The organism is Clostridium sp. D43t1_170807_H7 (genome assembly GCF_015555905.1).
Lineage (GTDB): Bacteria > Bacillota > Clostridia > Clostridiales > Clostridiaceae > Clostridium.
In genome coordinates this window covers 113,207-126,261 of the sequence record NZ_JADNLK010000006.1, presented here as the reverse complement: position 1 = coordinate 126,261, position 13,055 = coordinate 113,207, and the positions used below count along the sequence as shown (strand labels likewise).

Genomic DNA, 13,055 nt, shown 5'->3' with positions numbered 1-13,055 from the left:
TTACGGAATAATACTATTTATTTCAATAAAAAAAATAAGATGCTAAATAGGACAAGCTATTTAGCATCTTATTTAATACCCTTTTATACCATAATTGTTTTACCCTAAATACCATAGATAAACTATAAGGACCTTACCCATCAGCTCTTATAAGTTTATAATTTAAATTCTCTTAATACCCTAATGTATCTTCATACTCTTTAAGTATGGCCTCTTTTTCAGATGATTTTGCTTCATCATTTTTCTCTTCTTTTTCCTTATTAATTTCTACAACTTTTAATTCTTCAATCATATTAAATCCTCCCGTTTTATATATTGTATACGTTTTCCTGTTATGTATTTATTATATCATATTATTTTTGTTTTTCTATATATTTTAAAAAGTTTTCTGATTTTTGGAATTTTTCCCAAAAACCTCTTTCAAGATTAATATTTTTTTATTTACCTCTAGTTTATATGTATTTTCAAACTAGAGGTAATCTACCTATGGAGTTAGTATTGGTAATGATTCATCTTCTAATATACAGTATCTTATATTATTATTAGTTAAATTATATATATTATCTTCAAGAATAAAATTAAAAGCTATTCTAACTCTTACATTATTAATTACAAAAATCTGTCCATTTTCCATAGTTCCTAACATATTAAAAATATTTAATGCTAAATTTTTATATTGTTGTCCAATGACGATGGTAATAACTTCTGGACACGTACAATCTTTTCTGCAGTCCAAGTATTCCTTATGCAATGCCCATATTATATTATTTCTGTCTAAAATACTTCTTATTAAAGATATAACCTCAAATGTTCTACTTCTTTCCTTCTCAGAAATATAAGCCCTCATTTCTCCTTCTATACTTCCTATAGAATTATTTACTATACCATTAATAACATTATAAAGATTACTGAAATATCTTTTTCTAAACTCTACAAAACTACTTTTAATTAGAAATTCATAATCTCCATCATTATTTTTTAATATCTTCTTACAAACTCTCTTTTCAGCCTTATAATATTTCTTCCTTATTGCAGCAACTTTTTTCCTACATAAAATTTCTTTCAAATTACTTATTTCCTGAATATCTGATGACATATACTTCCTCCAAATATATCAATCTTACTATAATTCTACATCTGAATCTTACTTTTTATTCTAACAAATCTGCCTTCGGGGTTAATCCAATATTTGGATTGACCCCGGAGGCAGATACATTTTATGGAAGATAATACTTACATTAGTAACTTTTTAGTAACTTTAAAATAAATTGACCTCTGCGTCCAAATTATGCTAAACTTAACTCAACATTACACATGTATATACACTTATTAATTAAAGGGGGACACATTAATTATGAAAAACTTAAAACAATACTTAAATCATATATTTATTGATGGATTAAGTGGTATGGCCTTAGGCCTATTTTCTACATTAATAATAGGTACTATATTACAACAAATAGGTAATCTGATAGATGGAAGCATAGGCACTACTATCTTTCTTATAGGTAAGATTTCAGCTGCTGCAACTTGTGCTGGAATAGGTGTTGGAGTAGCTTATAAATTTAAAGAAACTCCTCTTGTAGTAATTTCTGCAGCAGTATCAGGTATGGTGGGTGGCTTCGCTACTAAGATACTTGCTGGAAGCATTATGTCTGATACTGGAGTTATTACACTTTCTGGCCCTGGAGAACCTTTAGGTGCATTTATTGCTGCTGTTGTAGGAATTGAAGTTGGACGTCTTATTGCTGGTAAAACAAAAATTGATATTATAATAACTCCACTTGTTACCATCGGAGTTGGTTCTACTGTTGGATTACTTCTAAGCCCTCCAATATCAGAATTTATGACTTGGCTTGGAACAATAATAATGTTTGCTATGGAACAACAACCTTTTATTATGGGTATTTTAGTTTCTGTAATTATGGGTATATTATTAACACTACCTATCAGTTCTGCTGCTATTGGGGTTATATTAAATCTTGATGGGATAACTGCTGGAGCTGCTGTTGTAGGATGCTGTTGCCAAATGGTTGGTTTTGCTGTTGCAAGCTATAGAGAAAATAAATTTGGTGGACTCCTTGCACAAGGTATTGGTACATCAATGCTTCAAATACCTAATATAATTAAAAAACCTGTAATATGGCTACCTTCAATTATATCTAGTGCAATATTAGGACCTATTTCTTCAACCTTCTTAAAGATGACTAATAATGCAACTGGATCTGGTATGGGATCTGCAGGATTTGTAGGACAAATTATGGCTTATCAAACAATGACACAAACAGCTTCATCAAAAATAGTTATGCTACAAATAATAGTAATGCATTTTGTACTTCCAGCCCTTCTTACATTTATAATTTCCGAATTTATGCGTAAGAAAGAATGGATTAAACAAGGTGATATGGCTTTAGACTTGTAATATAAAAATTAAAGTGAATCATCATCTGAACTGTCCCCTGTGAAGTAGACATAGGGCAGTTCACTTTACTATTGATAATCCACTTTAATACTTATATCACTATTTAATTTTTAACTCTTTTATACATCTTCCTTTATTGGTCCAAATAGGTAAATTAATAACATATTTTTTAATTATATCTACACCTATTTCCTTAGCTTCTTCCTCTTGAATCATACCTCTTATCTCACTTAGGATTTCATCTAAACTTTTCTCCTGAGCTATAGCATATAAAAACTTTAAGAAGTCATCTATTTCCTCTTCTGACATAATGAAATAATTTAAAAATCTTCGTTTAAAATCCCTTGCATAACTATTATTAACTTCCCAATTACTCTTAGATAACGATAATAATTCACTTTCAGAGAATTTTCTATAATCTCTATTTTTCATTTTTCTATTAATATTATTATAAAGATTAATATAATTATCTATATTGGAATTAAATACAAAGACACCTTCAACAATATATTCATCACTATATTTAGAACTTTCCTTTAAAATATTAACTAAGTACTGATGATCATATTCTTCAACTAAATATTGCTTTACAAACTGAACAATTTGATATACTTCTAATAAACCATAAGCTCTAACCATTCCCCTATATAAATTTATTATCTTAGTATTATTTTTAATTTTACGTCTCACTTGAAAATCTTCTAATATTTTAACAAGCTCTTGAGTTACTGTTGGCATTAAGAACACCTTATTACCATCCTTATTTTCAACTGGAAATATTGCTCCAAGTTCAACAAAATAATCTATATAAATTCCTTCATCATTAGATATATTATCTAAAATTCTTTCGCCATCATTTTTAGAATATTTTCTTAAAGACTTAAATGCCTTTTCATCTAAAAGTTCAAACTTTTCTAATATAAGTTTTTCATAAGATGATAATAAAACTTCCTTTAAGTCCTGTTTTTTATATTTATAAACTTTCCTAATACCTAAAGTTTCAGCAATCTTAGCTAATCTTTCCCTTGTCATAGCAGATAATAACTCATTTAAATCCTTAGAATATGGTGTATTCTTAAATTGCCTTTCAATTCTTCTATTATTTGATTCACTTATAGAGTTACATAATTTCTCCATAGCAATTAATATATTATTAAGTTCTTCACTATATCTATCTTTATCATTTTTCTCTATAAACTCCTCTAAATCAAAGGTTTTGTACTCCCTCTTAACGCAATCCTCACACAACCATAATTGTAAATTAGCATCAAAAAAGATAGCATCTTTACCACATTTCTCACACTTCTCACACTTTTGTTTCATTACCACGACCTCCATTCTCTACCCTTTCTGCTTTTATCAGTATTTCCAAATAAAATAAAATTTAGTCGCACTTTATGTAAGTTTTGTGTTTTAAAAGTACAAAAGTAGTACTCTAGCTACACTTAGCTTAAGTACTACTTTATAATATTTATTTATATATTAATATTCTTAAAGGTTACAAATTGTTACTACTTTCAAGTTAATAATTAATTACAATTTAAATAATTTATTCCCTTTTATAGCTCATTATAACTAATGATAATACTAGTGGAATACATGAAATTAATATAGCCTTTCTTCCTATATTTCTTGAAAAAATCCCGCCTATAAAAGCTCCAAAGCAAAAAATAAATATTATAAAATAATATTGAAGGGCTATTTTCAAATGCTTTCTATCTTTATTTTTTATAAAAATAACTAATTTTTCTGTTCCACTTCTTAAATTACCTGTACACATTGTAGTGGCATAAGCATTCCCATGAAATTTTCTAAAACTTTCTACCTGCATTGCACAAATTAACGAAATTAAAGTATTTGCAATATAATCATATGGTATAAATGCTACAAATATAAGCAAAACTATCTCTATTGCTAATACTGCTTGTCTCCAATGAATTTTTTCATGTTCTAATAAGCTATGCCTTATAATTTCAGCTAATAAAACACCAATTGCAAAAGCAATAATAGGTATTATATATTTTATTACATTAGTAGTATTACCTTCTAAAAAACTAATGCCTAGCATAACCATATTTCCTGTTTGAGCATTGGCAAATACCTTTCCCCTGCATAAATAAGTATATGCATCTAAAAAACCACCTGCTAATGCTAATAAAATTCCAATTCTTAATGACTCTGAATATTGCTTACTCATATCTAACTACCATATTCCATTCTTCTATACTGTTCAATAATAAATTTTATATTTAAATATAAATATCTGAAAACTCTATATTCATTCTTGTTACCATACTATCAGATAAATCTCTATAATTTGATTCTTTACTCTCTCCATTATCACTTACAACTTTAACTGGTAACTTTATTGTAAATTCACTTCCAACACCAACTTCACTTTTAACTTCTATTATACCACCTTGTATTTTAATTAGATCTTTTACAAGAGATAAACCTATGCCACTTCCCTCACTTCTTTTTCTAAGCCTATTTTCTACCTGCTTAAATCTTTCAAAAATAACTTTCAACTTATCATTTGGAATTCCAATTCCACTATCCTTTACAGTTATATTAAACGTTTCATTACAATCTTTTAATATAACATCTATCTTTCCTGGTGAATTATTATACTTAATACTATTAGAAAGTAAGTTAAGCATTGTTCTCTCTAACTTCTCCAAGTCAAAGGCCATAACTTTTTCTTCAACATTTGTATCGAAAGTTAAAGTGATATCATTTTGTTTAGCAAATTCAGCAACAGACATAGCTATATTTTCTATAAAATGTACTATATCATAATTTTTAGGCTCATATTCATAATATCCACAATCAAATTTAGTTGAGTCTATTAGATTATTAACTAATTTTAATAGACGTTTGGAATTTTGACTTATTATTTCAATATACTTTTTTAATCTACTATTATTATTTAATAAATCTTTCTCTAGTAAGTCTATAGTTTGTAATGAACCAAAAATTAGATTTAAAGGAGTTCTTAACTCATGTGATAAATTTGCAAAAAACTCTAGCCTTAATCTTTCAATTTCACTCCTATGAGAAATATCTCTTACTGTATCAATAATGCCAACTAAATTACCATAACTATCCATAAACGGTTCTTTAATTATTTCAAACTCTACATGTTTTCCATTAATTAAAACTTTCTCATTGTATATTTTTTTACGCCCTGTATTAACAACCTCTAAATCTGTGCTAGTAGTATTTTTAACCACATTATTTAATTTAGGAATATCCCTAATTTTTTTACCTATAACTTCTTCTCTATTAAGACTTAAATCTTTTAAAAAACTATTGTTGCAATCTAAATAAACTCCATGACTATCCTTGAGAATTATATACTCAGATATATTATTAGTTATATAAGATAACGTATTGCCATCATTTATTTTTTCCATTTTCCCAATTATATCTTCAAGAATTCCTATAACTCCAATTACTTCATTATTATTATATAATGCATATCTATGAAGTGAATAAAGCTTATCTTTTAATTTACAAATTTCTCTGCGATAAAATTTTTTTGATTCTATAAATGTTTCACAACATTTTGCATATTTTCTCCCTTTATCTTGTCCAAATATTTTAATATCGTCTAATCCATAAATATCTTCATTATCACATCCAGACAGCACTTTAAAATTTTCACTGGCATAAACATATCTATTTTTTATATCCTTAATAAAGAAAATTTGATCTTTTCTCTGAATATCTTCTAAGAAACGTTTATCAATACAATTTTCAAAGTATAATGAAAAATGATTATCATCTTCTTTTTGTATAATTATATTAATAAAATCCTTTAATTGTTTAATGTACTTAGTATAATTTGAATTCTTACCACTAGGATTCTTTAATATTTTAATAAAATCTTTATCTTCCTTATACTCTGATAAAACATCAAAAAAATCTTTATATATCACTTCTTTGTAATCCATACCCAATAATAGAAGCATTTTATCATTAACATATTCAATTTCCATATTTAAATCTTCATTTTTCCCAAAACTACATTTTACATATAACATAGCTATAGGCATTTTATCCAAAATTTCTTTACACACTCTCATTTCTACATCCTCTGATACTAAAATTCTGTCTTTATATATAAATAATTACAATTATATTACATTTTTATTTATATTTGTAATATAAAAATAGCGATTATTTATTTCACTATATAATCACTATTTCAAAAAGTACTATCTATTAAATTAAATAACTTTAATCATTCTATATAAAGTATGAGAATAATACGGTTCTTCTTCTTCAAATACAAAGTTTAACTTTTCATAAAAACTTTTAACACCAGCATCTTTTGCTAACAAAGAGCAACTTTTATATCCTGCTTTTTTAGCACTTTCTTCAGCTAATTTTATAAGAGCTTTTCCAATTCCCTTACCTCTATACTCTTCTAAAGTAGCCAAATTAGCAATATAAAACTCATTTTTCTCACACTCATTAAGCCCTAATTCTAAAATAACATCTTTTAAAAATCTAATTTTATTTTTTATTCCTTTAATATACTTAATTAACTTTATAATTGTTATTAAATCTAGCTTTGATAAATCTTTTCCTTTTATTAATATTATAGCTCCACAAATCTTACCCTCTAGTTCTGCAACTTCAACATTCTTATATGAATACCTAGAATCTTCACTTTCTATTAGCCATTTTATTCTATGAATTATTTCATCCTTACTGCCATAACCCCAGACGTGCTCAGGATCATCTTCTGTTTTATATACCAGTTCTGCAATAATTGTCGAGTCTCCTTTTGTTGCTTCTCTTAACGTGAAACTTTCCATAAAAATTCCTCTCTTCTTTAAAAAATATAATAAAAACTTTATATATTTATTATATTTTTAAGTAATTATATATTTAAGGCTTTGTGGATGTTAAAATATGTACTTATATGTTCATAATTATTAATAAACTTAATTGTAAATTAATACAAATGTACTTCTTTTAACCGGAAATTAATGTACTCTTATTTTAGTAATGAAAAGATATCTTTTCATTTATTAAAAAAGAAGCCAAAATTAATTTGACTTCTTTTTTAATTTATTTTTATTTATGTTTACACTTATGCTTAACAACTAATTCATATAAAGTTGCAACTGGCGCTCCTGTTCCTCCCTTTGGTGTAGTATCATTTCCACCATCAGTCCAAGAAGTTCCTGCAATATCTAAATGTAACCAAGGCTTATCTTGTACAAACTCCTCAATAAACATACCTGCAGTAATTGTTCCACCATAACGTCCACCAGTATTTTTAAGATCTGCAAAATCACCCTTATATAACTTTTTAAAGCACTTATCATTAGGTAATCTCCAGAATTTTTCTCCTGTTCTATTTGCTGCAACTAATAACTCTTCATAAAAAGCATCATCATTACTTAATACTCCTGTTATTTCAGATCCAAGGGCTACTAATACTGCTCCTGTAAGAGTTGCTACATCTACTACCTTATCTACTTTTTCCTTTTCAATAATATAAGTTATAGCATCAACTAAAGTTAATCTACCCTCTGCATCTGTATTTAAAACTTCAATAGTTTTACCTGCCATAGAACCAATAATATCTCCTGGCTTATAGCTTCCACCTGAAATAGCATTTTCACAAGCTGCTACTACTGCAACTACATTTTTTTCTACCTTATTTTTAGCAAGAGCTTTCATTGTTCCGATAACAGCTGCAGCTCCACCCATATCACTTTTCATAGTATCCATAGAAGTTGATGGCTTAAGAGAATATCCACCAGTATCAAAAGTAAGACCCTTACCTACAAGTCCCACTCTTTCATCACTATTAGCACTACCCATATATCTCATAACAATTAATCTTGGCTTATGCACTGATCCTTTTCCAACTTCTAAGAATGCTTTCATTCCTAACTCTTCTATTTGCTTTTCATCAAAAACTTCTACTTCGAATCCACTTTCTTTTCCTGCTTCTACTGCCCTTTCTGCTAAAGTTTCTGGATATAATATGTTAGCAGGCTCATTTACAAGATCACGAGCTAAAATAATACCATCTGCAACATTACTTGCCTCTTTTATTTTCTCTCTCATCTTTGCAAACTTTTCTTTTGGTCCACCTATTATAGTTACATCAGGGTTGTAAGATTCCTTATTGGCTTTATACTTGTCAAACTTATAGCATGCTAATTTTACACCTTGTACTATAGATTTAGTAACTCCACCTGTGCATAATCCATTAACTTTTATAAAATTAATACTTAAGTTATTTATTTTTAATTTTTCAGCTTGCTTTATTCCCTTAGCAACTGCATTTATTAAATCTGTTCTTTCTAACTCATCAAATTTTCCAAGCCCTACAAAAATTTCATAATTTAGTTCTTCAGTAGTTCTATAAAATATTTGTCCGCTTTTTCCTTCAAATACTTTTTTAGCTTTCAAACCTTCAACTATTTTATTATTTGAAGATTTATCTTCATATATAAGATTAATAGCACCTTCAAAACTTCCTACAGTTAAATCTTTTACTTCTATCATCCTTTGCTTCTCCTTTACTTAATAATTTTCCTTTATTATACTATAAATTTCTAAAAAATGTAACCACCTCCGGGGAGCTTACATTTAATGCCACTTTAACGATATTTATATTTTTTTAACTATATTTGTTTAATTGAGAATAATTATTGATTTCATTTTTTCTTTTATATATACTTTTTTATGTTATAAGTTGATATTTAAAAAATTTAGGAGGTAATTATGAACTTTTTAATTTCTATTATAATAACAATATTTATTATTTTTATAGGCCGTAATTTTATAAAAAAGCACTCAAAACTTTGTTATGTAATATCTGCACTTATATCAATAGCTTTAGTTATAGCTTCATATAGCGGGGTTCTTTCAAATTTATCACATTTTGCTAATACTTATATACTTCCTCTATTTACAAAAAGCGCCTTTGCTACTTCAATTTTTGTAATAGTTATGTATACAGGCGCATTAAAAAATGGTAGTAAATTAATGAAAATTTTAATGCCAATTAGGGCAGAGTTATCTATTATAGCAAGTATTCTTACACTTGCCCATAATATTGTTTTTGGTAGATATCATTTTGTAACATTATTTACAAACCCAAAATCAATGTCAATAAATATGCTTTTAGCAGCAATTATAAGTGTAATTTTAATAGTTATTATGCTTCCACTTATGATTACATCTTTCCCAAGTATAAGAAAGAAAATGAAGTACAAATCTTGGAAGAAACTTCAAAGACTTGCTTATATTTTTTATGGATTAATTTATGTACATGTAATGCTTATAATGACTCCATTAGCCAAAGCTGGTAACTCACAGTATATATTAAACGTTTTAATATATAGTTTAGTGTTTTTAACATACGCTGCAATGCGTATTGCTAAAGCAATAAATAAAAAATCTTTAAATAAATCTAAAACTACAGTAAATTATGCACTAAAAGACGCTCAAAATTAAATAAAAAGCGTTCCAACTCTCTAATTTAAAGTAGTATCTACCACTTAGGTCATAGATACTACTTTTAAATTTTTCTATGAAGATTCTTAATTATACTATTTTCCTTTCAAATCCCATATTACTACCTATATTTTTAAATTCAATATATATCATTACCATAGATACAACACCTGCTATAAAATCAGCAATAGGCCCTGAATACATTATTCCATCAATGCCCATAAATATAGGTAATATAACTATTAAAGGTAATAAGAATAATATCTGTCTCGTTAATGAAAGGAATATACCTTTCTTAGGTTTCCCTATAGCAGTAAAGAAATTAGATGATATAGGTTGGAAACAATTTAAGAATGTAAATAATAAAAATATTCTAAAGTATTTAACTGCAAAATCATAATAAGCTTCTGAACCAGAACCAAAGATTGATACTATTTGTCTTGGGAATACTTGAAATGCAATAAGTGCTATTGCAGATACAATTACTCCATAAGTAATAGCTGTTCTATATGCTTTCTTTACTCTCTCATACTTCCTAGCTCCATAATTAAAGCTTACTATAGGTTGTAATCCTTGAGATAAACCAATTACTATTGACATATAAATTTGATTTACCTTTGTACTGCAGAATTACCTATGTAATTTAAAGCTTTTTCCTTATCACCTTTTCCTAATGTAAGATTGAAAGCTGCAGATGCTCCAATTCCTAATAATAATGCTATTGCTATACATGATGTTGTAAGAGGAAATGTTATATTAGTTGCTGCATTTCCAAGCTCTCCAACACTTCTTCCGATAAAAAATTGGTCAACAATATTATATAATGCACTAACAAGCATAGCTATTATACTTGGAATAGCAAACTTTCTTAATAATATGTTTACCGCTTCTGTTCCTAAAGTATTTTTCCTTTTACTCTCCATATATTACTCCTTTTTATAATTATTTATAAAAACTAAATTGTAATTTATTAATTACTAAAATATTGTACCATTACTTACTTTAAAAATCTCTTATTGAATTTACATTTTATAATATGACAACAATAAAATATAAATATCTCTTAGAATATAAAGACTTATTTTTAGATATTGCAGCAGAAGAATTAAGCCATATGGAAATGGTAGCTCAAACTATAAATTTATTAAATGGCCATGATGTTGATAATACTGAAGTTGATAATGGTGAAATTCAAACTCATGTTCAGTGCGGATTATCTCCAGTACTTATTAATTCTTCAGGTCATCCTTGGAATGCTGATTATGTAACAGTTACTGGTGACTTAGTTGCAGATTTATTATCTAATATAGCTTCTGAGCAAAGAGCTAAAGTTGTTTATGAATATCTTTATAGACAAATTGAAGATAAGGAAGTTAGAGCAACAATAGACTTTTTACTTAATAGAGAAGAGGCTCATAATGCATTATTTAGAGAGGCTTTAAATAAAGTTCAAAATACTGGATCAAATAAAGATTTTGGGGTAACTGAAGATTCTAAGTTATACTTTGATTTATCAACTCCTGGTCCTTCTCACGAAGCTCCAAATCCAACTCCACCTTCATTTGATAATCCTAATAAATAAAAATACTTATTAAAAAAATACTACAAAAAACCATACCCAGTTATTAAAAACACTTGGTATGGTTATTTTTGTACTCATATTCTCACAAATCAAACTAACATAGCCTAATTTTTTAATTTAATTTACAACAAAAGTTATTATATATACTTTTAACTTTTTTAGTAATATCGTTTCCTGATTTTATAGGAATTACTGGATTAATAATAATATAACTCTTAGTACACTTCTTACACTCATCCTTATTTTTATTCAGTTCCTTTAATTGCTCTAAACTTGAAGTCAACATTCTTGCATACCTTTTCCCTATTATTTCATAATATACAATACTCAATATAGCTAAAAAATATTACAAATAACATTAAGCCTTTACTAAAAGACTTTTATATAGTTTTTCTACCTTATCCTTAATATCAACTCCTGATTTAGTTGGTGTTGATATATCTATTACAATGGGTCTATTTCTTTGACTTTTACCTTCTGATTTTTTATCTGCTATAACTTTTAATTTTTCTAAATTAGTTTCCATAATAAAATACACCTCACATTACATCAATTAAATATTTTGAATAACTTGTTTCTACTGAAAACAAATAACTATAAACTAATAATCCTAATTCTCCTGGATAAGCATTGTCCATATCAATAATCAATACCATACTATCATTTATTATACTAGATCCATACATAATATATATCCTATTATTATGTACATAAACTCTATTCTCTTCAATATTAGCTTTTATCTTTTTAATATTAAAAGAATTACATCCTAGTTCATCTTTTGCAAAACTTTCAAAAGAATCACTTGATTTTACTATTATACTAATATCATTAATGGCTAAGGTAAACTCTTTAATAAATTCTTCTATGATTATAATATATTCATTTATTTCATAATCATCCCTAATAAGACCTTCAGTATCTAAATAATTCATTGTCCTATCAATCTTACAAATTATTTGAGAATATTTTTTTATTATCTCTTCATATTTGTTTATTAAGCTACTTTGTTTATCAGCTATATCCAATTCTTCAGATAACTCTATTTCATTTTTACTCAATTTTTTAAGTGAATATTCTTTTAAAATTAAATTATAAAGAATAAATGCTATTGCAAAAAATCCAATAAAATTTACAATAAATATATACTGACCTTGATTTATTCCAAAATTATTTAGCTTATATGTTTTTAAAAAAGTTTCTTTATTATATAAATAATACATTACAAAAGATAATAATACCATTGTAAAATAAAGATATTTTTTAAACTTTTTCTTTGTAGCAGATGATATTAAAGAGTTAAATATATTGACTTTTATATAAATATAAATTAATAACCCTATTACTATTATTATAGATATAATAACTAATATACTTTCTGATAAGAAATTATTACTTTTTCCTATTGTAATTCCAAATAAAAATCCTAATAAGCTTAATATAATAATGAATAATGTTGATTTTGTAAAGTTTATCAATTTTCTTTTCCACTTATTATTCCCCACTAAAATAACCTCTCAAACCCCAAATTTTACAAATATATATCTTTATTATATTCTT

Annotated in this window: 10 protein-coding genes and 2 pseudogenes; 3 read left to right on the top strand and 9 right to left on the bottom strand. The window is 26.6% G+C overall.

Annotated elements, in window-relative coordinates:
* Positions 1-484: 484 nt before the first annotated feature.
* Positions 485-1,096, bottom strand: a complete 612-nt coding sequence (locus I2E98_RS05560; RefSeq protein WP_195467977.1) for a hypothetical protein — start codon at positions 1,094-1,096, stop codon at positions 485-487.
* A gap of 258 nt (positions 1,097-1,354) precedes the next feature.
* Between I2E98_RS05560 and I2E98_RS05555 the strand changes: the two genes are divergently transcribed.
* Positions 1,355-2,422, top strand: coding sequence for a PTS sugar transporter subunit IIC (locus tag I2E98_RS05555; RefSeq protein ID WP_195467976.1), 1,068 nt, complete (start codon positions 1,355-1,357; stop codon positions 2,420-2,422).
* Positions 2,423-2,521: 99 nt separating this feature from the next.
* On the opposite strand, the gene I2E98_RS05550 is transcribed toward I2E98_RS05555, so the two are convergent.
* The 5 genes from I2E98_RS05550 to I2E98_RS05530 all read right to left on the bottom strand — a co-directional run bounded on the left by I2E98_RS05550 (position 2,522) and on the right by I2E98_RS05530 (position 8,959).
* On the bottom strand, positions 2,522-3,745 hold the full coding sequence (locus tag I2E98_RS05550) for a hypothetical protein (RefSeq protein WP_195467975.1): 1,224 nt from the start codon (positions 3,743-3,745) through the stop codon (positions 2,522-2,524).
* A 226-nt stretch (positions 3,746-3,971) separates the two neighbouring features.
* The gene (locus I2E98_RS05545) at positions 3,972-4,619 is read right to left on the bottom strand and encodes a YoaK family protein (RefSeq protein ID WP_195467974.1); all 648 of its coding nucleotides are present in this window, start codon (positions 4,617-4,619) and stop codon (positions 3,972-3,974) included.
* A 52-nt stretch (positions 4,620-4,671) separates the two neighbouring features.
* On the bottom strand, positions 4,672-6,510 hold the full coding sequence (locus tag I2E98_RS05540) for an ATP-binding protein (protein WP_195467973.1): 1,839 nt from the start codon (positions 6,508-6,510) through the stop codon (positions 4,672-4,674).
* 144 nt (positions 6,511-6,654) lie between these two features.
* A complete protein-coding gene (locus I2E98_RS05535; protein WP_195467972.1) occupies positions 6,655-7,248 on the bottom strand; it encodes a GNAT family N-acetyltransferase in 594 nt (197 codons plus the stop codon).
* Positions 7,249-7,510: 262 nt separating this feature from the next.
* Positions 7,511-8,959 carry a leucyl aminopeptidase gene (locus tag I2E98_RS05530; protein WP_195467971.1) on the bottom strand — a complete coding sequence of 483 codons (1,449 nt, stop codon included), beginning with the start codon at positions 8,957-8,959 and terminating at the stop codon, positions 7,511-7,513.
* 219 nt (positions 8,960-9,178) lie between these two features.
* On the opposite strand from I2E98_RS05530, the gene I2E98_RS05525 reads away from it, so the two are divergent.
* Positions 9,179-9,913, top strand: coding sequence for a ferric reductase-like transmembrane domain-containing protein (locus I2E98_RS05525; protein ID WP_195467970.1), 735 nt, complete (start codon positions 9,179-9,181; stop codon positions 9,911-9,913).
* Between the two features lie 90 nt (positions 9,914-10,003).
* Here I2E98_RS05525 and I2E98_RS05520 read toward each other — a convergent pair.
* Positions 10,004-10,836: pseudogene (locus I2E98_RS05520) on the bottom strand (MATE family efflux transporter).
* A gap of 149 nt (positions 10,837-10,985) precedes the next feature.
* Here I2E98_RS05520 and I2E98_RS05515 point away from each other — a divergent pair.
* A pseudogene (locus I2E98_RS05515) lies at positions 10,986-11,495 on the top strand (manganese catalase family protein); the annotation flags it as partial.
* Between the two features lie 358 nt (positions 11,496-11,853).
* Here I2E98_RS05515 and I2E98_RS05510 read toward each other — a convergent pair.
* Together I2E98_RS05510 and I2E98_RS05505 are read right to left on the bottom strand one after the other, a co-directional pair.
* Positions 11,854-12,021, bottom strand: coding sequence for a hypothetical protein (locus I2E98_RS05510; protein WP_195467969.1), 168 nt, complete (start codon positions 12,019-12,021; stop codon positions 11,854-11,856).
* Between the two features lie 13 nt (positions 12,022-12,034).
* Positions 12,035-13,000, bottom strand: a complete 966-nt coding sequence (locus I2E98_RS05505) for a hypothetical protein (RefSeq protein WP_195467968.1) — start codon at positions 12,998-13,000, stop codon at positions 12,035-12,037.
* Positions 13,001-13,055: the final 55 nt, after the last annotated feature.